23 protein-coding genes and 1 riboswitch are annotated in these 21,311 nt (G+C 73.0%); of the genes, 11 read left to right on the top strand and 12 right to left on the bottom strand.

The window, feature by feature from the left end:
- The first annotated feature begins 5 nt into the window (after window positions 1-5).
- From BKA22_RS11730 to BKA22_RS11720, 3 genes are all read left to right on the top strand, one after another.
- Window positions 6-671, top strand: a complete 666-nt coding sequence (locus BKA22_RS11730; protein ID WP_146954180.1) for a hypothetical protein — start codon at window positions 6-8, stop codon at window positions 669-671.
- Window positions 668-844, top strand: coding sequence for a hypothetical protein (locus tag BKA22_RS11725; protein WP_179561755.1), 177 nt, complete (start codon window positions 668-670; stop codon window positions 842-844). Before BKA22_RS11730 ends, BKA22_RS11725 begins: the two co-directional genes overlap by 4 nt.
- A 152-nt stretch (window positions 845-996) precedes the next feature.
- A complete protein-coding gene (locus tag BKA22_RS11720; protein WP_146954179.1) occupies window positions 997-1,509 on the top strand; it encodes a hypothetical protein in 513 nt (170 codons plus the stop codon).
- 47 nt (window positions 1,510-1,556) lie between these two features.
- Here the strand turns inward: BKA22_RS11720 and BKA22_RS11715 are convergent, their stop codons facing one another.
- Genes BKA22_RS11715 through BKA22_RS11705 form a run of 3 tightly spaced genes read right to left on the bottom strand, consistent with a single transcriptional unit; the run spans window position 1,557 to window position 3,911 of the window.
- Complete coding sequence (locus BKA22_RS11715; protein ID WP_307725901.1) at window positions 1,557-2,345, bottom strand: amino acid ABC transporter ATP-binding protein; 789 nt, start codon at window positions 2,343-2,345, stop codon at window positions 1,557-1,559.
- A gap of 11 nt (window positions 2,346-2,356) precedes the next feature.
- A complete protein-coding gene (locus BKA22_RS11710; protein WP_146954178.1) occupies window positions 2,357-3,025 on the bottom strand; it encodes an amino acid ABC transporter permease in 669 nt (222 codons plus the stop codon).
- Between the two features lie 28 nt (window positions 3,026-3,053).
- Window positions 3,054-3,911 (bottom strand): transporter substrate-binding domain-containing protein, encoded by an 858-nt coding sequence (locus BKA22_RS11705; protein WP_146954177.1) that lies wholly within the window; start codon window positions 3,909-3,911, stop codon window positions 3,054-3,056.
- 421 nt (window positions 3,912-4,332) lie between these two features.
- On the opposite strand from BKA22_RS11705, the gene BKA22_RS11700 reads away from it, so the two are divergent.
- Entirely contained in the window at window positions 4,333-6,528 is a 2,196-nt protein-coding gene (locus BKA22_RS11700) for an MMPL family transporter (protein ID WP_146954176.1), read from the top strand.
- A 121-nt stretch (window positions 6,529-6,649) separates the two neighbouring features.
- Here the strand turns inward: BKA22_RS11700 and BKA22_RS11695 are convergent, their stop codons facing one another.
- Complete coding sequence (locus BKA22_RS11695; protein WP_146954175.1) at window positions 6,650-7,393, bottom strand: hypothetical protein; 744 nt, start codon at window positions 7,391-7,393, stop codon at window positions 6,650-6,652.
- Between the two features lie 266 nt (window positions 7,394-7,659).
- Window positions 7,660-8,163: a hypothetical protein gene (locus tag BKA22_RS11690; protein ID WP_146954174.1), complete on the bottom strand. Its 504-nt coding sequence runs from the start codon at window positions 8,161-8,163 to the stop codon at window positions 7,660-7,662.
- A gap of 219 nt (window positions 8,164-8,382) precedes the next feature.
- On the opposite strand from BKA22_RS11690, the gene BKA22_RS11685 reads away from it, so the two are divergent.
- From BKA22_RS11685 to BKA22_RS11675, 3 genes are read left to right on the top strand one after another with little or no spacing between them, the layout of a single operon-like run.
- Window positions 8,383-8,838, top strand: a complete 456-nt coding sequence (locus BKA22_RS11685) for a VanZ family protein (RefSeq protein ID WP_146954173.1) — start codon at window positions 8,383-8,385, stop codon at window positions 8,836-8,838.
- Window positions 8,831-9,265: an OsmC family protein gene (locus BKA22_RS11680; RefSeq protein ID WP_146954172.1), complete on the top strand. Its 435-nt coding sequence runs from the start codon at window positions 8,831-8,833 to the stop codon at window positions 9,263-9,265. Before BKA22_RS11685 ends, BKA22_RS11680 begins: the two co-directional genes overlap by 8 nt.
- A 3-nt stretch (window positions 9,266-9,268) precedes the next feature.
- Window positions 9,269-10,024, top strand: coding sequence for a hypothetical protein (locus BKA22_RS11675; RefSeq protein ID WP_179561754.1), 756 nt, complete (start codon window positions 9,269-9,271; stop codon window positions 10,022-10,024).
- A 12-nt stretch (window positions 10,025-10,036) separates the two neighbouring features.
- On the opposite strand, the gene BKA22_RS11670 is transcribed toward BKA22_RS11675, so the two are convergent.
- A complete protein-coding gene (locus BKA22_RS11670) occupies window positions 10,037-11,026 on the bottom strand; it encodes an aldo/keto reductase (protein ID WP_146954171.1) in 990 nt (329 codons plus the stop codon).
- A gap of 237 nt (window positions 11,027-11,263) precedes the next feature.
- Between BKA22_RS11670 and ddaH the strand changes: the two genes are divergently transcribed.
- A complete protein-coding gene (gene ddaH, locus BKA22_RS11665) occupies window positions 11,264-12,100 on the top strand; it encodes a dimethylargininase (RefSeq protein ID WP_146954170.1) in 837 nt (278 codons plus the stop codon).
- Window positions 12,101-12,137: 37 nt separating this feature from the next.
- Window positions 12,138-13,361, top strand: coding sequence for an ornithine--oxo-acid transaminase (gene rocD / locus BKA22_RS11660; RefSeq protein ID WP_146954169.1), 1,224 nt, complete (start codon window positions 12,138-12,140; stop codon window positions 13,359-13,361).
- A gap of 106 nt (window positions 13,362-13,467) precedes the next feature.
- On the opposite strand, the gene BKA22_RS11655 is transcribed toward rocD, so the two are convergent.
- Window positions 13,468-14,715: a CAP domain-containing protein gene (locus BKA22_RS11655; protein WP_146954168.1), complete on the bottom strand. Its 1,248-nt coding sequence runs from the start codon at window positions 14,713-14,715 to the stop codon at window positions 13,468-13,470.
- 280 nt (window positions 14,716-14,995) lie between these two features.
- Here BKA22_RS11655 and BKA22_RS11650 point away from each other — a divergent pair, with 280 nt between their 5' ends.
- Window positions 14,996-15,499 carry an Lrp/AsnC family transcriptional regulator gene (locus BKA22_RS11650; protein ID WP_223203697.1) on the top strand — a complete coding sequence of 168 codons (504 nt, stop codon included), beginning with the start codon at window positions 14,996-14,998 and terminating at the stop codon, window positions 15,497-15,499.
- An 80-nt stretch (window positions 15,500-15,579) separates the two neighbouring features.
- Here BKA22_RS11650 and BKA22_RS11645 read toward each other — a convergent pair whose 3' ends face one another.
- The 4 genes from BKA22_RS11645 to BKA22_RS11630 form a co-directional block, all read right to left on the bottom strand.
- The gene (locus tag BKA22_RS11645; protein WP_146954167.1) at window positions 15,580-16,512 is read right to left on the bottom strand and encodes a universal stress protein; all 933 of its coding nucleotides are present in this window, start codon (window positions 16,510-16,512) and stop codon (window positions 15,580-15,582) included.
- 130 nt (window positions 16,513-16,642) lie between these two features.
- Complete coding sequence (locus BKA22_RS11640; RefSeq protein WP_179561753.1) at window positions 16,643-17,161, bottom strand: HNH endonuclease; 519 nt, start codon at window positions 17,159-17,161, stop codon at window positions 16,643-16,645.
- 176 nt (window positions 17,162-17,337) lie between these two features.
- Window positions 17,338-18,096: a C40 family peptidase gene (locus tag BKA22_RS11635; RefSeq protein WP_146954166.1), complete on the bottom strand. Its 759-nt coding sequence runs from the start codon at window positions 18,094-18,096 to the stop codon at window positions 17,338-17,340.
- Window positions 18,097-18,098: 2 nt separating this feature from the next.
- A riboswitch (cyclic di-AMP (ydaO/yuaA leader) is annotated at window positions 18,099-18,296 on the bottom strand.
- A gap of 141 nt (window positions 18,297-18,437) precedes the next feature.
- Complete coding sequence (locus BKA22_RS11630; protein ID WP_146954165.1) at window positions 18,438-19,151, bottom strand: iron-dependent transcriptional repressor DtxR; 714 nt, start codon at window positions 19,149-19,151, stop codon at window positions 18,438-18,440.
- Between the two features lie 101 nt (window positions 19,152-19,252).
- Here BKA22_RS11630 and serC point away from each other — a divergent pair, with 101 nt between their 5' ends.
- Window positions 19,253-20,389, top strand: a complete 1,137-nt coding sequence (serC, locus tag BKA22_RS11625; RefSeq protein ID WP_223203696.1) for a phosphoserine transaminase — start codon at window positions 19,253-19,255, stop codon at window positions 20,387-20,389.
- Between the two features lie 127 nt (window positions 20,390-20,516).
- Here the strand turns inward: serC and BKA22_RS11620 are convergent, their stop codons facing one another.
- The gene (locus BKA22_RS11620) at window positions 20,517-21,221 is read right to left on the bottom strand and encodes a peptidase (protein WP_146954164.1); all 705 of its coding nucleotides are present in this window, start codon (window positions 21,219-21,221) and stop codon (window positions 20,517-20,519) included.
- Between the last annotated feature and the right edge of the window lie 90 nt (window positions 21,222-21,311).

The following is a 21,311-nucleotide window of genomic DNA, read 5'->3' as shown; positions in this document are numbered from 1 at the left end:
TGTAGGTGCGACGACTCGGTACAACCATCGCTGCCGCCGTTGCTCTCGCAACAGCGGCGACACTGTTCGTGACACCGGCCAGCGCTACTCCCTCGGCGGGGGGACCGATTACCCTTCCCAGCGCCCCGAGCGATGAAGGTGCAATCACGGTCGCGGATCCGAACGCGACTGACCCACTCATCGCGAAGTGGGACCCGTACGTCAGGCTCTCGGGCGGGCAGTACGTGATCAACGCACCGGAGTCCGTAGTGCTTGCGGACTCTGACGGATACGCGCAGGCCGCCCGCATAGTCGCGAAGACGAACTCCACACTGACCGCCGACGGGTTCGGCAGCCCGTCGATCTCGAAGCCGCTCCTGGGTGGCTCGTCCGGCTCCAAGATCGCGAGCGCAGGCTCACACGGCTCGGCCACCTCCTACTGGTGGGGCTGGTCAATCTGGCTGGACCACTGGGCAACCGGCAGGCTGACGGCAGTCTTCAACACGGCCGCGGCCGCCTCCGGCCTGACCGCAGCGATCATGGCTTGGACTGGCGTGGGCGGTGGGCTAGCTGCCGTGATCGCCGGCGTACTGTGGGCTGGCGGCGCAGTCTTCTCCCTCTGCGACTGGAACGATCGAGGCATTAACTACAAGTACGTGAACGGCGTGGGATCCGTATGCTGGGCAAGGTGAGACACGCACTCCAGATCACCGCGATCACTCTCTGTGCGGCGTGGATCGTGGTGAGCATCCTCACCTTCACGAGCGCGCTTGACGCCAAGTGGATGAACCTGGTTGCCGGGGCGGCGCTGCTGTCGCTTCTCGCAGTCCTCCTGCCCAGGTCGGCTAGCAAGCACCAGCGGTGACACACGACCCGAACGGCTCTCCCTTCGCTAGAGGAGGGCCGTTCGGGTCCACTGTGCCGGTCTGCTCACGGCGCACGCGGGCGCGCGTCATCCCCTCTCGCTCGACGGCACCGACGCCGCGTCCATCCAGGCCGCGGTCGATGCGGCTCCCGATGGCGGCGCCGCGGAGCGGGCACCGATCAGCTGAAGCCGACGACCCGCTGCGCCACCCGGTACGTCGCCACGGACACCCCGCGCCCGACCCGTCCCGGCAGGTTGCTCAGCTGCACGGCCCCGCCCCGGCGCACCTTGCGGTCCAGCCACGGGTCCTGCTCGCGCAGCGCGGCATGGTGCGGCTCTACAAGGCCCTCGCCGCCGAGGGCACCGACCCCGACCACCCCGCACGCGGCTACTTCGCCGAACGCTTCACCCGCATCGCCGAGGCCGTGACCGCCGCCTACGCCCACATCCAGGCCGAGGGCGGGCTCGCCGACGGCGGCGACCCCGGACGCGCCGCCATCGACAACGTCGCCGCGACCGAGGGCCTGGAGCTGCTGTGGCTCAACGGCCTCGACGTGGGCATGGCCGCCGACATCCATCGCCTCATCTCCGGGTTCCTCACGACGCCCCTGGAACCGTACGGCCCCGCCACCGGGCCGACCGGCTCGACCGACCCGGAAGGCTGACACCGAGCGCCCGCGCGACCCGCACCCCGCGAGCCGCGGGAAGCGCCCTACAGCGGGTCGAGGATGCGGCGCAGGAACTGCCGGGTCCGCTGGTGGGCCGGCCGTCCGAGCACGTCGGCCGGCGCACCCTCCTCGACGACGACCCCGCCGTCGATGAACACCACGTGGTCGGCCACCTGCTGGGCGAACCGGATCTCGTGGGTGACGACGATCATGGTCCAGCCCTCGGCCGCGAGGTCCCGCATGACGGCGAGGACCTCTCCGACGGTCTCGGGGTCGAGCGCCGAGGTCGGCTCGTCGAACAGGATCAGCTGGGGACGCAGGGCCAGCGCCCTGGCGATGCCGACCCGCTGCTGCTGCCCGCCCGAGAGCTCGTGGGGGTACGCGTCGGCCTTCGCCGCCAGGCCCACCTTCTCCAGCAGGGCACGGGCCGCGGCGGTCGCCTCGGCGACCGGTCGACGCTGCGCGTGCACCGGCCCCTCGATGAGGTTCTCCAGCGCCGTGCGGTGCGGGAACAGCTGGTGGGACTGGAAGACCATGCCCGACTGCGCCCGCAGACGACGCAGCTCGGGCTGCGTGCGGCGACCGGCGAAGTCCAGGGCCACGCCCGCCACCTCGACCGTGCCGGCGTCCGGGACATCCAGCGCGTTGAGGCAGCGCAGCAGCGTCGTCTTGCCGGAGCCGGACGGCCCGATGATCACCGTGACGCTGCCGGGGGCGACGTCGAGGTCGATGCCGCGCAGCACGTGGTTGTCCCCGAAGGACTTCGCCAGCGCACGCACCCGGACCAGCGGTGCGGTGCGCCCCGCGGCGCGAGGGTCGGTCACGTCGGTCACGTCGGTCTCCGTCACGTCGCCACGTACCGGTCGAGGCGCCGCTCGAGCCGTCCCTGGACGGACGAGAGTACCAGGCAGATCAGCCAGTAGATCACCGCGGCCAACGAGTACAGGGTCATGAACTCGTACGTCGGCGCCGCGATCTCCTGGGCCTTGCGCAGCAGCTCGGTCACCATGATCGTCGAGGCGAGCGAGGTGTCCTTCACCAGCGAGATGAAGGTGTTCGACAGGGGCGGCACGGACACCCGCAGGGCCTGCGGCAGGATCACCCGCTGCAACGTCAGCGTCGGTCCGAACCCGATCGTCGACGCCGCCTCCCACTGCGCCCGCGGGACCGACAGGATCGCCGCCCGGATGGTCTCGGCCGCGTACCCGCCGACGTTCAGCGAGAACGCGATGATCGCCGACGGGAACGGGTCGAGCACGATCCCGACGGACGGCAGCGCGTAGAAGATCAGGAAGAGCTGGACCAGCAGCGGCGTCCCGCGGATCACCGAGACGTACGCACGCGCCAGCCACGAGAGCGCACGGATCGGCGACAGCCGGGCGAGCGCCACGAGCAGGGCGATGACCAGGCCCAGGGCGAACGAGATGATCGTCAGCGGGATGGTCCCCCGGATCGCCCCTTCGAGCAGCGGGCCGATCGACGTGCGCACCAGCTCCCAGGTCGAGTCGTTCACGGGCGCCGCCCGCGGCCGGTCGGCGCCGTCACTCGGAGACGTCCTCGCCGAACCACGTCGTGGAGATCTCGGCGAGCGTGCCGTCGGTGCGCAGCTCCGCGAGCGCGTCGTCGATGGCCGCGGCGAGGTCCGAGCCCTTGAGCACGGGGAAGCCCTGCTCGACCACGTCGTCGGTCTCGAACGCGACCTTCACGTCGGTGTCGCCGGAGGTCTTCAGGTAGTCCAGCACGGCGAGGTTGTCGTTGAACGTCAGGTCGATCCGCCCCTGCTTGAGCAGCGCGATCGCCTGCGTGAAGCCCTCGACCGACTCCACGTTCGCGCCCGCGTCGGTCGCGATCTGCGACCAGTTGGAGGTCGCGGACTGCGCGGTGGTCTTCCCCGCCACGTCGGCCAGCGAGGTGATGTCGGTGTTCCCCGACGGCACGACCACCACGCCGGTGGAGACCGTGTACGGCTGGCTGAAGTCGTACTTCGCGAGGCGCTCGTCGGTGATGCTCACCTGGTTCGCGATCACGTCGTACCGCTTCGACTCCAGGCCCGCGAAGATCGAGTCCCAGGTGGTCTCGGAGAACTCGGGCTCCACGCCGAGCTTCTCGGCCACGGCGGTGATCACGTCGATGTCGTAGCCGGTCAGCTCGTCGGTGGACGGGTCGTGGAAGCTGAACGGCGCGTACGTGCCCTCCGTGCCGACCCGCAGCACGCCCGCCTCCTGCACGGCCGCGAGAGCCGAGCCGGCCTCCGTGCTCGCGGCGCCGGCCCCGTCGTCCGAGGCCGATCCCGATGCCGCGCCGCAGGCGGTCAGGACGAGGGCGGCGGCCGCTGCTGCAGCAGCGGCGAGGGCACGGGTGCGGGCGGTGCGGCCCTGGACGAGGGTGCGAGCAGACATGGGTGGTCCTCCGGACGACGAGGCGGGCTGTGCTGCCGTGCAAGGGGTGACGGGTCGCAGCGGCACGCAGGGTGGTGCGGCGGCGGGTGCGGAGGGAGTCCTGCCGGGCACGGTGGCCAGGCGACTCCGGGGCGGCGCCTCAGGCGCCGGGCGACGCGGTCAGCGTCGGGGCCGACAACAGCAGGCCGCGGGCGCGACGGAGAGCCGTCGGTCCGGGGTCGTCGCTGCTGTCACGCGGGTCAGGTTAGCAGCGGGCATCGGGACCGGGTGACGGTTCGACGCTGCGCCCGGCGTAGCCGGCGGGTGGGTGCGTACCGCCGATGCGGTAGTCGAGGAGGTCCGTCTGCCTGATTCGCCGGCGGCGCGGCGTCGCGAGGATCGGTGGTGTTCACGGCGCCTCTGCAAACGGGAGTACTCACCCATGTCAACGTTCCTCGCAAAGCTCGGGCGGTTCAGCGCCCGTCACCGTGCGGTGGTGGTGATCGCGTGGCTCGCCGTCTTCGCCGGCCTGGCGGGCGTCATCGGCGTCAACGGGATGGGCGAGTCCGCCCCGGACACCATCCCCGGCTCTCGGTCCACGCAGGCCCTGGAGCTCATGGCCCAGGAGTTCCCCAGCGCCCAGACGGCCACGGACGCCCAGACCCTGCAGCTGGTGTTCGCCCCGGACGGTGGCACGGTCAGCGACCCGGCCGTCGCCGAGCAGATCCAGGCCGTGCTGGCCCAGGCCGCGGCGCTGCCCGGGCTGGAGTCCGTGAGCAACCCGCTCGATCCTGCGAGCCCGTACATCTCCGCCGATCAGAGCGTCGCGGTGTCGACCCTGACGTTCGTCGGCCTCGACGAGGACGGGCAGCAGGCCTCCTACGACGCAGCCCTCGCACTGCAGGAGCAGGCCCCGACCGACCTCGGCGTCCAGCTCGGAGGGAACCTTGTCGCGATCGGTGCCCCTGAGCAGGGCGCCGGCGAGATGATCGGCGTCCTGGCCGCGTTCCTCGTGCTGATCCTCACCTTCGGCTCGCTGCGCGCCGCCGGGGCCAACCTCCTGGTCGCCGCGTTCGGTGTCGGCGTGGGCATCCTCGGCGTCTTCGCCTACGGGTCGATCACCCCGATCGGTGAGAACTCGATCATCCTGGCCTCGATGCTCGGCCTGGCCGTCGGGATCGACTACGGCCTGTTCATCGTCTCCCGCTTCCAGCAGGAGGTGCGCAGCGGCAAGACGATCACCGACGCCATCGCCCGGGCCACCGGGACCGCCGGCACGGCGGTCGTGTTCGCCGGTGCCACGGTCATCGTCGCCCTCGTGGCCCTCATGGTCGCCAACATCGGCTTCATCACCGAGATGGGTGTCGCTGCGGCGTTCGGCGTCCTCGTCGCCGTGCTGCTGTCCCTCACGCTGCTGCCGGTGTTCCTGCAGACCATGGGCCTCAAGGCGCTGTCCACGAAGCACCGCCGGGACCTGGCCGCCGGGCGCCTGTGGACCGAGGACGTCGCGGGCAAGCGCGGCTTCCTGCGCTCGTGGGGCACGCTGGTCGTCAAGCGCCCCCTGCTGTCCCTGCTGGCCGGCGCAGCGATCCTCATCACGGTCGCCCTGCCGGTCCTGTCCATGAAGACCGCGTTCACCATCCCCGGCGGCGCCGACCCGGAGTCCACCGAGCGCACCGCCTACAACCTCATCGTCGACAAGTTCGGCGGCGTGCAGAGCCCGCTCATCGTCCTGGCCGAGGGCGCCGACGTCACCGGCAGCACAGACCAGCTCGAGGAGGCCCTCGCGGCCCTGCCCGGGGTCGCCATGGTCACCCCGGCCGAGATCGGCGCCAGCGGCGACATCGCCCGCGTCACGATCATCCCCACCGGCGGTCCGATCGAGGAGTCCACCACGGACCTCGTCCACACGATCCGCGCGAACGAGGACACGATGGTGCCCGGCGTGAGCCTGGAGGTCACCGGCGAGACGGCCATCGGCATCGACCAGACCGCGGCCCTGAACACGGCCCTGATCAAGTACGTCATCGTCATCGTGCTCATCTCGATGGCCCTGCTCGTCCTGATGTTCCGCTCGATCCTCATCCCCGTGATCGCGACGGCCGGCTACCTGCTCTCCGTCCTGGCCTCGTTCGGTGCCAGCACGGCCGTCTTCCAGTGGGGCTGGAACTTCCCGCTGGTCCGCGCCGCGCAGGGCGACCCGATGATGAGCCTGCTGCCGATCCTGCTCGTCGGGGTCCTGTTCGGCCTGGCCATGGACTACCAGGTCTTCCTCGTCTCACGGATCAAGGAGATGCACGACCGCGGCATGGCACCCAAGGACGCCATCGTCGAGGGCTTCTCCCGCGCCGCCCCGGTGCTCGCCGCCGCCGCCACGATCATGACCGTCGTGTTCGCCGGGTTCGCCTCCTCGACGTTCGCCATCGCCGCCGGGATCGCGTTCGGGCTGTTCATCGGGGTCATGGCCGACGCCTTCATCGTCCGGCTGATCCTCATGCCGGCCGCGATGTCCCTGCTCGGCAGGTCGGCCTGGTGGATCCCGCGGTGGCTCGACAAGGTCCTGCCCCGCATCGACACCGAGGGGCACGCGCTGCAGGAGAGCACCCCGGAGCGCGAGCCCGAGCTCGTCAACGCCTGAACCCACGACCCCTGCGGGGCCGACGCCACCACGGCGCCGGCCCCGCAGCCGTGAGCCGTGAGCCGTGAGCAGGTGCCTCGTGCGCGGCGCCTCGCGAGGTCGGCCCACCGCGCGGACCGGGTCACCGAGAGCGCCGGCGCCCGATCCGCAGGAGCTGTACCGCGACCAGGGCGAACCAGACCGGCAGCAGCAGCCCGTACACGGCGTAGGCCGACCCGATGATCGGGCGCAGGGCCTCGGCGGGGATGCCGAACGCTCCGGTGACCACCCCGAGCACCACGAGCACCACGAGCACCCGCCCGAAGGATCCTCCCCGCATCGCGAGAGAGAGGACGAGGATCCCGGAGGCGGTCAGGATCCCCGCCCAGGAGACCGCATTGGTGGCGGCGATGAGCGCGTCCGCGGCGCTCACCAGGCTCGCTCTCTCGGCGTCCGTGCCGGCGGCCTGGTAGGCGTTCGCGAGCACGACGACCCCGCCGTGCAGGGACTGCGGGCTGCTGCCGAGCGCGAGCGCGACGGTTTCCGAGACGATGCCGAAGAGCCCGCCGAGAGCCGCCGTGGTCCTGTCCAGGTCCTTCAGCGCCACGGCGAGAGCGGCGAACACGACGAGCGCGGGGACGGCCAGACCGACGAAGCAGATCAGCTCGGTCAGGTAGACAGCCTTGTGAGCGGTGACATAGGTGAGCAGCGCCTCGCCGTCGGTCGGCACGACGGGCGCAGCGAAGACCAGCACCACGGGTACCACGACGAGCAGAACGACCACCGCCCCGGACACGCCTCCGACGCGGTAGAGGGGCGCCCAGGAGGCGTCCGGGATCCACGGATCCGTGCGGTCCGTGGCGGTGCCGCTGGTGCTCTCCGCCATCTGCTGACCGCCTTCGGCGACGCCCTGCCCCTGCCCTGGGCGGCGTCGTCCGACCGTCGTGGACTCGGGCCGCCCTCCCGACGGTAGCCCCTGGTCGCTCGGCCGTCGCGGCGTGCGGCCAACGCGCCGACGATCCGGACCGGGTCGCCCGGCCGACGGGCGGCGATCTGCGGGGCGAGCTCGATGGCCGTCACGGCTGGGCTGGTGTCGACGGCCTCGTCGGTGCCCGAGCCGACCACGGAGAAGCAGCGCAGCGGGGTGTGCCCCTACCGCAGGTCGTCCAGCAGCCGCGCGTACAGCGCGTCGACGTCGTGCCGGACAGCGCCGCCCGTGGGGATGACGACCTCGTTCCCGAAGCCCACGTAGGTGAGCACCAGCCGGGCGTTGCCGGACAGCCCCGCGCCGTCCTGCGGGTAGGCGCGGGCCGGCGCCGTCGCGTACAGCAGGGACAGCGCGGACAGCGCCGCGCGCGCCGCGACCTCGATCGTGAACACCCCGAGCGCCTCGTCGTCGTCCTCGGGCAACGGACCCCGCGCCGGCATCCTGGTGAAGTTGACGTAGGCGACCAGGTCCTCGGTGTAGACGACCAGGTGACCGTTGGCCCGGGCCGGCGAGCCGCCGTCGAGCTCGGCGGTCAGCGCGGCGAACACCGGGGCCGCACCGCGCAGCGCCGTCCGCACCTGGGCGAGTGCCGCGTCCGGCAGGCAGTATCCGGTCGACGACGCCCTCTCGACGGCGTCGACGTACAGCGCGAGCGGTACGACGTCCATGGTCTGCTCCCTGTGGTGGCTCGGTGCGGGGCCTGCTGACAGCGAGTCCATCCCACCAGCGACCCCCCGGCAACCGGTGGCACGACATCCCGGCGGCGGCAGTCATCACCCGGCCCGTGCCGCCGCGGGCAGGGCGTGCGCGGCTCCGGCACCGGTCCTCCACCGACCCCCCACCTGCACGGCCCTGCCCCGGCCGGCCGCTCACGTAGCGTGCCGGGCATGGGCTGGTGGCGGGGGCGAAGGGTGCTGCGGGGACTGCTCGCGCTGTGGGCGGTGGCCGTCGTGCGCCTGACGCTGTGGCCCGCGCCGGCACCGGACGACACGTTCGACGTCGTCCGTGCGGTGATCGGCTGGTTCGTCGAGCACGGCGTGCCGGTCACCTACGCCGGGGTCGAGGCCGTCGCGAACGTCCTGATGTTCGTGCCGTTCGGCGTGCTCGCCGGCCTGCTGCTCACCCGGCGCTGGCCCGTCGTGGCGATCGCCGCCGGCCTGTCGACCGCCATCGAGCTGAGCCAGCGCCTCTTCCTGCCCACGCGCGTGCCGACCGTCCAGGACGTCGTGCTCAACACCCTCGGGGCAGGACTCGGGCTGCTGGGGCTGCTCTGGTGGTCGCGGCGCACCGCCGTGATGCCCGGACGCGGAGGTGACGCCGTGGCAGTATCGCCGGATGACTGAGCTGCAGAACGCGCAGGGCGCCCGGCTGTGGGTCGAGCGCACCGGGGAGCGCAGGTACGTCGGCCACAACTCCCGTGGCGCCCGCGTCGAGATCGGTGACATCAGGTACGAGGAGGCGTTCACGCCCGGCGAGCTGGCGAAGATCGCCCTGGCCGGCTGCAGCGGCCTGAGCGCGGACGCGGCCCTCTCGCGACGCCTCGGGGACGATGTCGCGGTGACGATCGAGGTCGGCGGCCTGTCCGACCCGGAGGAGAACCTCTACCCCGAGCTGGTCGAGAACCTGGTCGTCGACCTCAGCAGCCTGGACGCCGAGGCGCGGGCCCGCCTGGTCGCGGTGGTGCAGCGCGCGATCGACGCGAGCTGCACGGTCGGGCGCACGTTCAAGGCCGGGGCCACCGTCGAGCTGACGGTCACCGGGGAGCGCTGACCCGTGCCGCGGATCGTGCAGGCCGCGCTCAGGCGGGCCGTGACCGTCCCGTCCGGCGTGATCCACGCACATGTCGCCTCCGTCCGCAGGCGCAACCCGGAGGCGAACCCCGCCCAGGTCGTGGCGCTGCTGGAGCGCGAGTACCTGCGCGTCGTGGCCGGGACGGGCGGCGCGGTCGGTGCGGCCGCCGCGGCACCCGCGGTCGGCACGGGTGTGGCCACCGCGCTGACCATCAGCGACGTGGCCACGTTCTTCGCCGCGTCGGCGTCCTTCTCGCTCGCGGTCGCCAGCGTGCACGGCATCCAGGTGGACGACGTGCCGCGACGCACGACGCTGCTGCTCGCGACGATCCTGGGCGAGTCCGGCGTGCGGATGGTCGGTGACTCCGCGCAGATCTCGGCCGTGCACGTCGGGCGGGCGATGCTCACCCGGATGCCGACCGGCACGATCCGCGCGGTCAACACGACGCTCACGCGGCGCCTGGTGCGCACGCAGGCCACCCGGCACGGCGGGCTGGCACTGGGCCGCCTGGCCCCGTTCGGCATCGGCGCGGTCATCGGCCTCACCGGCGGTCGGGCACTGGGCCGCACGGTGGTCGCCGGGGCACGGGCGGCGTTCGGCCCGGCCCCGGCGTCCTTCCCGGCGGAGCTCGAGGTCGTCGGCCCCGGTGGCGTCGCGCGGCTGGAGCGTGCGCCCGGGCCCGAGAGCGCCGGCACGACCGCGATCCGCGAGATCACCGAGGGGCCGCACCGACGCTAGCGGCGCCGCGGCTCACCACCGGTCGTGCACGTGCTCCCGGATGCGGGTGTCGTACACGTCGCGCAGCGCGTCGAGCGTCGCGGCGCCCAGCGGCGCCAGGTCGGCCGCCGCCGCGTTGCCGCGGGCCTGCTGCGCGTTGCGCGCGCCGGGGATCACGGTCGTGACCCCGGGCTGGTCGATGATCCACCGCAGCGCCAGCTGCGCGGTCGTCGCACCCTCGGGCGTGTGCTCGCCCACCTCGCGCGCGGCGGCCACACCGACCTCGTACGGCACGCCGGAGAACGTCTCGCCGACGTCGAACGCCTCGCCGTGCCGGTTGTAGCTGCGGTGGTCGTCCGCGGCGAACGTGGTCGACTCGTCGTACCGCCCGGTCAGCAGCCCGCTGGCCAGCGGCACCCGGGCGATGATGCCCACGCCGGCCTCGGCCGCGGCGGGCAGCACGCGCTCGAGCGGCTTGCGCCGGAACACGTTGAGGATGATCTGCACCGAGGCGACGTGCGGGCGGGCGATCGCGGCGAGCGCCTCGTCGACCGTCTCCACGGAGACGCCGTACGCCGCGACCCGGCCCTCCTCGACGAGCACGTCGAGCTCGTCGTAGGTGCTCTCCCGCGTCAGCACCTCGGTGGGCGGGCAGTGCAGCTGGACGAGGTCGAGCGTGTCCACGCCGAGGTTCGTGCGTGACCGGTCGGTCCAGGCCCGGTAGGCGTCGAGCGTGTAGGCGCCGGCCACGTGCGGGTCGGCGCGGCGCCCCATCTTGGTGGCCACGGTGAGGCCGGCCGCGGCGTCGTGCGAGGCGAGGAACTCGCCGACCAGTCGCTCGCTGCGTCCGTCGCCGTAGACGTCCGCGGTGTCGAGGAAGGTCACGCCGGCGTCGGTGGCGGCCCGCAGGACGGCGAGCGCGGCGTCCTCGCCGACCTCGCCCCAGTCCGCGCCGAGCTGCCAGCAGCCGAGACCGACGACGCCGACGGCGCGGCCGGTCCTGCCCAGGATCCGTGTCTGCATACCCCGACGCTACCGGTGGCCCACCGCGTCCACCGCTCCGTGCCGGGACAGGGCCGGGGCTGGGCCGGGGCTGGGCCGGCGCTGGGCCCGGGCTGTCAGCCCGCGCAACGGATCGCCGGACAGACCGGACATCGCACAACGGATCGCCGGTCGGCGCGCAACACCGCGTCACCTGCGCACGAGCACCCGCCGCGTACCCTCGAACGAACCCACAGCCGCGTCCCCTCGAGGAGATCGATGTCTGCCAGCGCGCCCGGACGTACCGCCCGCCACTACCTCATGTGCGAGCCGACCCACTACACGGTCTCGTACGAGATCAACCCGTGGATGGACAAGACGCGGTACACGGACGTCGACCTGGCCGTGCAGCAGTGGCGCCGCCTGCGCGACACGTACCTCGACCTGGGCAACACCATCGAGACGATCGACCCGCTCGAAGGCCTGCCCGACATGGTCTACGCGGCCAACGGCGCCACCGTCATCGACGGCATCGTCTACTCCGCCAAGTTCCGCTACCCCGAGCGCCAGCCCGAGGGACCGGCCTACCAGAAGTGGTTCGCCGACCGCGGGTACCTGACGCACACGGCCGAGCAGATCAACGAGGGCGAGGGCGACATGCTGTTCGTCGGCCGCACCCTCCTGGCCGGCACCGGCTTCCGCACCGACCGGGCCGCGCACCGCGAGGCGGCCGCCCTCTTCGGCATCGAGGTCGTCTCCCTCGAGCTCATCGACCCGCGGTTCTACCACCTGGACACCGCGCTGGCCGTGCTCTCGTCCGACGTCGACGACCCGCAGGTCGCCTACTACCCGCCGGCGTTCTCCCCCGCGTCGCAGGAGGTGCTCGCCGAGCGCTACCCGGACGCCGTGCACGCGGTCGAGGCCGACGCTGTCGCCCTCGGGCTCAACGCGGTCTCCGACGGGGAGAACGTCGTGGTGGCCCCCGCGGCCACGCACCTGGCCGGCGCGCTGCGCGAGCGCGGGTACACGCCGATCCCCGTCGAGACCACCGAGCTGCTCAAGGGTGGCGGCGGCGCCAAGTGCTGCACGCTGGAGATCCGTCCCACGCTCGTCTGAGCACGGACGACCCGCACCGACCACCAAGGAGCCGAGCATGACCGCGAGCCCGCTCGTGACCGGTGCGGGTCTCCTCGCGCCCAACTACCACCCGCTGCCCGTCACCGTCGCGACGGGTGAGGGCTCGTGGGTCACCGACGTCGACGGCCGCCGGTACCTCGACCTGCTCTCGGCCTACTCGGCCCTGAACTTCGGTCACCGGCACCCGGCGCTCGTCGCCGCCGCGCACCACCAGCTCGACCGGCTCACCCTGACCTCCCGGGCGTTCGACCACGACCTGCTCGACCCGTTCGCCCGGGCGGTCACCGGGCTGATCGGCCCGTACGTCGCCGGGCCGCCGATGGTCCTGCCGATGAACACCGGCGCGGAGGCCGTCGAGACCGCGGTCAAGGCCGCCCGCAAGTGGGGGTACGAGGTCAAGGGGGTCGCCGCCGACCGGGCGACGATCGTCGTCGCGGGCGGGAACTTCCACGGGCGCACCACGACGATCGTGTCGTTCTCCGACGACGAGGACGCCCGCCGCGGCTTCGGCCCGTTCACCCCCGGCTTCCGCGTCGTGCCGTACGGCGACGCCGAGGCCGTGCGTGCCGCGATCGACGAGACGACGGTGGCCGTGCTGCTCGAACCCGTCCAGGGCGAGCAGGGCGTGGTGATCCCTCCTGCGGGCTACCTGCCGGCCGTCCGGGCGATCTGCACCGAGGCCGACGTGCTGCTCGTCGCCGACGAGGTGCAGTCCGGGCTCGGCCGCACGGGCACGACGCTGGCATGCGAGCTCGTCGGCGTGCGGCCCGACCTGGTGACGCTCGGCAAGGCCCTCGGCGGCGGCATCGTGCCGGTCTCGGCGGTCGTCGGCCGGGCGGACGTGCTCGGCGTGCTCACCGCGGGGACGCACGGCTCGACGTTCGGCGGCAACCCGTTGGCGTGCGCGGTGGCCATCGCGGTCGTCGACCTGCTGACGCCCGGCACCCTGCAGGCCCGGGCCGCCGAGCTCGGAGAGCACCTGGCGACCCGGCTGCACGCCCTCGCCGAGGAGGGGCTGCTCGCCGAGGTCCGCACGGTCGGCCTGTGGGCCGGCGTCGACCTGGGTCCGACGCACGCGGGCGGTCCGGTCGACGGCCGGGACCTGTGCGAGCGGCTGCTCGCGCGCGGGGTGCTGGCCAAGGACACGCACGGCGCGACCGTGCGGTTCGCCCCGCCGCTGACCATCGCGCTCGACGACCTCGACCTCGCGCTCGACCGGCTGGCGGACGCGCTGCGCTGAGCCGTCCGGCTCGGACGGCCCTTCCCCTCCCGGACTTCCCTTCCCGGAACGACGAGGCCCCCGGACAGGTGATGTGTCCGCGGGCCTCGTCGTGCTCGGGCAGGTGCTACTTGAAGAGCACCGCGCCGAACAGGAAGCCGTTGAGCGAGGCCCCGCCCACGTACATCGTCGAGACGTCCGTCCGGAGCATCTGGGCGTTGTGCGGGGCCGAGTTCTTCCACCCGGACATCAGCGAGCCCAGGCCGCCGTTCGAGCAGCCGACGATGTTGTCGCCGCCCGAGTGCCAGATGCCACCGGTGTTCGCCATCGTGACCGCGTGCTGCACGAGCGAGCCGGACCGCACGACCGACAGCGTCGGCAGCCCTGCCGAGGCACGGTAGGCGTTGATCGCCTCGCCGATCGCCCCGACGCTGGACTCGCCTGCGCCCGAACCGCCGGCGCCCTGGCACACGAGCCCCCCGGCGGGGACACCGGACACGGCCGGCGCCGCTGCGGCACCGGCGCTCGACGTGCCGGACGACGTCGTCGCCCTCGTGGAGGTCGACCTGGTCCCCGTCGAGCGACGTGCCGCCGCAGCGGCTGCCTGCTCGGCCGCGGCCTTCTCAGCTGCCGCCTTCTCGGCTGCGATCCGCGCGTCCTCGGCCGCCTGCCACGCCACCTGCGCGTCGGTCGCGGCCTTCTCGGGTGCGGCCAGGCCTGCCACGAGCGTCCGGACGCCTGCCGGGTTCAGCTCACCGGCGGCGACGGCCGCCGCGATCGCGTCCATCGACTGCTGGACGGCGGCCCGTGGTGCGTCGCCGGCCTGCGGGGTCGCGGCGAGGGTCGCCGTCGCGTGCTCGGTCGCGGCCACGGCCTGGGCGTACGCCGTGTCGTGCACGGCCGTGCCCGCGGCCACCTGCAGCCGCTGGTCGGTGGCGGACTGGAAGGCCACGTCCTGCGCGTGCGCCGCGACGACCGCGGCCACGCGCGCCTGGGCCCGGGCCAGCTCGGCGGCGCGGGCATCGGCCTGCGCCTTGAGGACCAGCCCGCCGACCAGCGCGCCGAGCAGCACGACGATCGAGGCACTGACGAGCACCGTGCGCAGCACCGGCCGGCGGCTCGGCGCCTCGGGAGCGCGCAGGTCCGAGCGGGTCGGCCGCGGGGCCTCCTGGACCTCGGTCGCGGCAGCCGGTGCACCCTGACGCTGGGTCGGCAGCTCGACGGGCAGCGGCTGCGCGACGGGCTCCGCGGGGGCTGCCGGGGTGGGCAGCTCGACACGCTGGGTGGGGATGGTCGGCGAGCCCGTCGCCGTCGGCGTCGCGTCCGTCCGCGTGTGCGGCTGCGGCAGGCGATCCGTGTCGAGCATGTCCGTCATGTCGGCTCCTCGTCGGTGGGCTGCCCCTGGGAGACACCTCGCGGTGCTCCCCGATCCGCCGTCGACGCCCGGGGCAGTGCGTTCCGAGGGTGCCGCGGGGACGTCCTCACCCACCACATCGGCACCCTGTGTGGGTTCTTTAGGGCGCATATGTCTGCTTCGGTGAACGCCTGACCAGGGCAGTTGCACGAACGTGCGCGATTCACCCGTTCGGCGCAGGGGTCCGCAGGGCTCCCCGAGAGGTGCACAGGGCCCGTGAGGGGTACGCAAGGATGAGTCCGTGTCCGCCGACGCCGACCTGGCAGCAGCACCCGACCCGCTCGACCCCCTCGACGCGGCGATCGTGCGCGAGCTCGCCCTCGACGCCCGCGCCACCTACGCCGAGATCGGCAAGGTCGTGGCCCTCTCCGCCCCGGCCGTCAAGCGACGTGTCGACAGGCTCCTCGACCGCGGGGTGATCCGCGGGTTCACCGTCCGGCTGGACCCGGCAGCCCTCGGCTGGCAGACCGAGGCGTTCGTCGAGCTGTTCTGCCACGGCTCGACGAGCCCGGCGACCATGCGGGCGGCGATCGCCCGGTACCCCGAGGTCGTGACCGCGAGCACCGTCACGGGCGACGTCGACCTGGTCGTGCAGGTGCGCACCTCCGACATGCGGCACCTCGAGCGCGTCGTCGAGCGGCTCGCCGCCGAACCCTTCGTGGCCCGTACCCGCTCGACCGTCGTGCTGTCCGCGCTGGTCCGCCGACCCGACGTCCCGCCCGCACCGGCCTCGTCACCCGGCTGACCTGCGACCGGCTGCACGCCTCGGCGCCCGACCGCACCGCCGCTCGGCGGCAGGTCGGGCCGCCGTCACTCGACCCGGGGTCAGCGAGCCTCGGCCAGGGCCTGCGCCCGGTGCGTCACGACCATCACGGCGCACTCCGCGTGGTGCAGCACGGCCTGGCTCGTCGAACCGAGCAGCAGACCCGTGAACCCTCCACGCCCGCGCGAGCCGACCACGATCAGGTCGGTCGCCTGCGAGAACTCGGTGAGCAGCTGGGCACCCGTGCCGTCCAGCGCGTGACGCTTGACCACGACGTCCGTGCGCCCCGCCAGCTCGCGGTCCACGACGACGTTCAGGCCCTCGGCGATGTCGGCGAGGATCTGCTCGTGGTCCACGGACGCGGGCAGCCACGCCAGGATTCCCGTGCCCGCGCCGATCGGGACCCCGGCGACCGCGGTGAGCTCGGCACCCCACGTCGCCGCCTCCTGGATCGCGACCCGCAGAGCGGCCTCGGCCTGCGGCGACCCGTCGATCCCCACGACGATCCGGCGCACCGGCTGCACGTCGGGGACCTGCTCCTCGTCCGGCAACGCGCGACCGTGCCCGCGCAGCGGGACCACGACGGTCGGGCAGTACGCGTGCGCGGGCAGCGCGGAGGACACCGTGCCGAGCAGCCGGTCGGCGAACCCGCCCCGACCGCGCGTGCCGACGACGGCCAGACCCGCCTCGCGGGAGAGGTCGACGAGGACCCCGGCCGCATCGCCCGTGACGACGTTCGCGGTGACCTCGAGGCCCCGACCGGCGACCCGCGCGGCGGCATCGGCCAGCACGGCCTTCGCGCCCTCCAGGATCGCCGTGTCGTCCAGGGCGGCGTACCCGCCGTCCAGCGACGCCGCCGTGAACGACGGCAGCGAGTAGCAGCACACGAGCCGCAGGGCCCACCCGCGAGCCGCGGCCTCGGCAGCAGCCCAGTCCAGCGCATGCAGACCGGCGGTCGATCCGTCGATCCCCACGAGGATCACAGGGCGCGGCATGAGTACCTCCAGATGATGACCGTCCGACGTCCGTCTGATCCGATCATGCCTGCTCCGCAGAGGATCTGTGCCATCGGCAGCCCCCACCTTGGCACGAACTTGGGGATCCGGGAGCCGCGGGTGCGAGCGCTCAGGCCACCAGGTACCGCGACCACGACGGCTCGGCGCGCGTGGCCGCCGCACCGAACGCCACCGACCAGCGGGGCGCACGCGGGGTGAACTCCAGCTCCCAGCCGAGCTCGTGCAGGAACCGGTCCGCCTTGCGGTGGTTGCACCGGACGCAGGCCGCCACGACGTTCGTCCACTCGTGCCGACCCCCACGCGAGCGCGGGTGCACGTGGTCGACCGTGTCGGCGCCCCCGCCGCAGTACGCGCAGCGGTGGCCGTCGCGCTGCAGCACCGTGCGCCTCGTAGGCGGCACCGGCCGGCGCACCGGGACGTGGACGTAGCGGTTGAGGCACAGCACGACGGGCAGCGGCATCGCGAGCCGCTCGGAGTGCAGGCTCCCGTCGGCCTCCAGGACCACCGCCTTGCCCGTCATGACGAGCAGCACCGCGCGGTGCACGCTCACGATGCACAGCGGCTCGTGGCTGGCGTTGAGCAGCAGCGTCCTGGTCGGGGCGTCCCCGACGGCAGCGGTCGACAGCACGGCGTACTCCTGACCTCGTGCGGTCGGACCGGCTGGCTGCCGGCCCGCGAAGCGACGTGACCTGAGTGATGCGCGACCAGCGTACGCGACGGGCCTGCGCAGGCTGGACGGGTCCACCAACGACCGAGGGCCCCGGCGACCGGATGGTCGTCGAGGCCCTCGTCAGGTGCGGGGTGTCAGCCGATGCGGATGAACACCGGGCTGCTCTGCCAGATCGCGCGGAACTGGACCGTCTTGCCCGGCCGGGGCGCGTCGATCTGCTGGTTGCCACCGGCGTAGATCGCGACGTGGCCCGGGCTCCAGATGATGTCGCCGGGCAGCGCGTCGGCCGCCGAGACGATCGTGCCGACCGACAGGTACGCGCTCGAGGAGTGCGGCAGCGAGATGCCCAGCTGGCCGTACACGTAGGAGACGAAGCCCGAGCAGTCGAAGCCGTCGGGGGTCGTCCCGCCCGAGACGTACGGGGTGCCCACGTAGCGGGCGGCGATCTCGAGGACCGCGTTGCCTGCGACCGACTGCGGGATCGGGCTGTTGGCGACGGCCGTCCGGGTCTCGCTGCGCGAGGCCGCCGTGGTCGTCGTGCGGGTGGTCGCCGCCTTGACGACAGGCTTCACCGCGGTGACGGTCGGGGTGTCGAAGCTCCACGAGACCTCGGCGGGCGCCGTCACGACGGGCGCGGTCTCGAGGACGGCACGCGCGGAGGCGGTCAGCGAGGTGGTGTCGACGGCGGGAAGCGATCCGGCCGCCTCACCCTGGTTCGCCGCGGAGGCGGGGGCGCCGAGCATCGTCACGGCCAGACCCGAGGCGGCGGCGACGACCGCCGTCCGGCGACCCACCGTGCCCATCTGCTCCGATGCGGCGTTGGCGATCTCGGTCAGTGGCGTCGAAGGACGCCGCGCCGCACGATGACGGGCGCGAATGGTACTCACGGTCACGCGTTGCCTCTCCTGATCGCCTACGAGGTGAGCTGTCGGGTTCGGGTGGGAGAACACCCGGTCGTCCGTCCGGCCGAGGCCGTCGTGCGACTTCACCCCAAGGACACCGTGAACTTCCCGGTGCCCGCGATTGGGTCCCCCGCCCCTGCCGGCGGTTCGTGCGGACCTCGGACGGCGGCAGGGTTCGGCGTTCCGCTCGAGGGCTTCTCGGAGGAGGGTTCCTGGAAGCAGGACGAACGTACAGGACCCCCTGCGCGATTGTCACGCTCCGGTCACGGACAAGTCGGCACACCACGGGACGATTCCCTGCGCGTCGCCGACGACACGCCGTGAGGAGTCCGTCAGGCGCGACCGACGAAGATGTGCCGGGCCACCTCGTCGGGCAGGTCCAGCACCGTGGACGAGCCCGGCGCACCGACCGTCACGACACCGTCGCCGCGCTCGATCGCGATCGTCCCGCCGGGCCGCACACCGGCCTCCTCGAGCCGACCGAGCAGCTCGACGTCGACCTGGAGCGGCTCGGCGATGCGCGCGACCACCGCGCGCGACAAGGAGCGGTCCACGCCGTCGGTGTCGGCGCTGTCGTAGGCGACCAGCGAGGTCACGCCGTCGAGGAACGACTGGTCGACGGCCTCCTCGCCGATCTCCGCCAGCCCCGGGATCGGGTTGCCGTACGGGTCGAAGTGCGGGTGGTCGAGCAGGGCAGCCAGGCGCCGCTCGACCCGCTCGCTCATGACGTGCTCCCAGCGGCACGCCTCCTCGTGCACGTAGGGCCAGTCCAGACCGATGACGTCCGTCAGCAGCCGCTCGGCGAGGCGGTGCTTGCGCATCACGCGCACCGCCTTGGCGAGGCCGTCCGGCGTCAGCTCGAGGTGACGGTCGCCCGTGACCACGACCAGCCCGTCCCGCTCCATGCGGGCGACCGTCTGCGAGACGGTCGGCCCCGAGTGGCCCAGACGCTCCGCGATCCGGGCCCGCAGGGGCGTGCGCCCCTCCTCGGTGAGCTCGTAGATCGTCTTGAGGTACATCTCGGTCGTGTCGATCAGGTCGCTCACCGCACTGCCTCCCACGTCGTCGCACGTCGCGTCCACATGCCCGCGCCCAGGGTAGTTGGTCCCGCCCGCGCAGCACGGCCGACGAGGCCTATCCTCGCGTCGTGCCCGAGAACGCGCCCACGCCCGTGACCATTCCCGCCGACCTGCTGCCGCGCGACGGCCGGTTCGGCTCGGGCCCGTCGAAGATCCGGCGGGCCCAGGTGGACGCCCTGGCGTCCGTCGGGACGACCCTGCTGGGCACGTCCCACCGTCAGGCGCCGGTGCGCGCGCTGGTGGGCCGCGTGCGGGCCGGCCTGGCCGAGCTGTTCGGGCTGCCGGACGGCTACGAGGTCGTGCTCGGCAACGGCGGTTCGACGGCGTTCTGGGACGTGGCCACCCTGTGCCTCGTCGAGCACCGCTCGCAGCACGCCGTGTTCGGTGAGTTCGGCGCGAAGTTCGCCGCGGCCGCGGCCCGCGCCCCGTTCCTCGGCGCACCGACCGTGCACGAGGCGCCGGCTGGCAGCGTCGCCCTGCCCGCGCACGAGCTGGACGTGGACGTCTACGCCTGGCCGCACAACGAGACCTCGACGGGCGTCGTCGCCCCGGTCCGCCGGGTCGCAGGGTCCGCCGACCAGGGCGCTCTGGTGCTCGTGGACGGCACCTCGGCAGCCGGCGGCCTGGACGTCGACGCGGCGCAGACCGACGTGTACTACTTCGCCCCGCAGAAGTCGTTCGCCTCCGACGGCGGCCTGTGGCTCGCGGTCGCCTCCCCCGCAGCGATCGAGCGTGCCGCCCGCATCGAGGCGAGCGGGCGCTGGGTGCCGGAGTTCCTCTCCTTCAGCACCGCCGTCGCCAGCTCGCGGCTCGACCAGACCCTCAACACCCCCGCGCTCGCCACGCTCGTGCTGCTCGCCGAGCAGCTCGACTGGATGCTCGGCCAGGGCGGGCTCCCCTGGGCCGCCGGGCGCACGGCGACGTCCGCGGGTCACCTGTACGGCTGGGCCGAGGCCCGGGACTGGGCGACGCCGTTCGTCACGGACCCGCAGGCCCGCTCCTCGGTGGTCGGCACGATCGACCTCGCGCCGGAGATCGAGGCGCCGACCGTCGCGAAGATCCTGCGAGCGCACGGCGTGGTCGACGTCGAGCCGTACCGCAAGCTGGGGCGCAACCAGCTGCGCATCGCCATGTTCCCCGCCGTCGACCCCGAGGACGTGCTCGCGCTGACCGCGTGCATCGACCACGTCGTCGAGCACCTCTGACCGCTCCGGACCGTTCCAGACCGGCTCCAGCCCGATCCGGGCGCGACGACGAGGGAAGGCCCCGAGGACGTGGTCCCCGGGGCCTTCCCTCGTCCGACGCTCGGCGTGCGTCGGGTGGAGCCGCGCGTCAGCGGTGCGCGCTCCGGGACCGCGTCCGGGCCACCAGGATCACGGCGGTCCCGCCGGCGACCAGCAGGGCCACGGCGACGATCGCGAACGGCAGCACGTCAGCGCCCGTCGCAGCGAGCACGGCCGTCACCACGGACGACTTGGCCGCCGGGCTCTCGGCGAGCACGACCGTGGTCGGCGGACCGGTGAGGCAGGTCGGGGTCGACGGCGGGTAGGCCACGGTGACCGACGCCTCCGGGTTGACCTGGAGCTTCACGGTGACGTTCGGTCGCACCCACGCGTAGCCGTCGTCAGCCTCGATCCAGGTCCCGTCGGCGAGCTGCTTCCAGCCCGGCCAGTCGATGCCCTTGCCGTCCGCGCCGACCACGGCGCCGGGCCAACGGACCTGACCGCTGAGCGGCAGGTCGGGGTAGACCACGCTCTGCCCGTCGGGGTTCACGAACGTGAGCGTCACCGTCGTGTTGGGCGTGCCGATGGCCTGCACCGCGTAGTTGAGCAGCGGCACGTCGGCGACGCACACAGGGGTGAGTTCGGAGACGACGAGCTCGCAGGGCAGCGGAGCCCCGTAGCCGTCCTTCTGGTCCAGGCACCCGTAGGAGGGCGCAGGCGACGGCGTGACCTCCGCGCCGGCGGGTGCCGCCGCCGCGGTCGCGGCGCCTACCGCGACGAGCACAGCGATGCACGCACGCACGATCGCTCTCATGACACCCTCCAAACTTCTCATCTCCGACATGTCACCCCATCATGGCGCCTCGAGGGGGTCCCGAACCGGTCTCTATCGGGTGATTTCGGA

Source organism: Cellulomonas soli (genome assembly GCF_013409305.1).
Lineage (GTDB): Bacteria > Actinomycetota > Actinomycetes > Actinomycetales > Cellulomonadaceae > Cellulomonas > Cellulomonas soli.
This window is presented reverse-complemented; position numbering and strand designations above follow the sequence as displayed.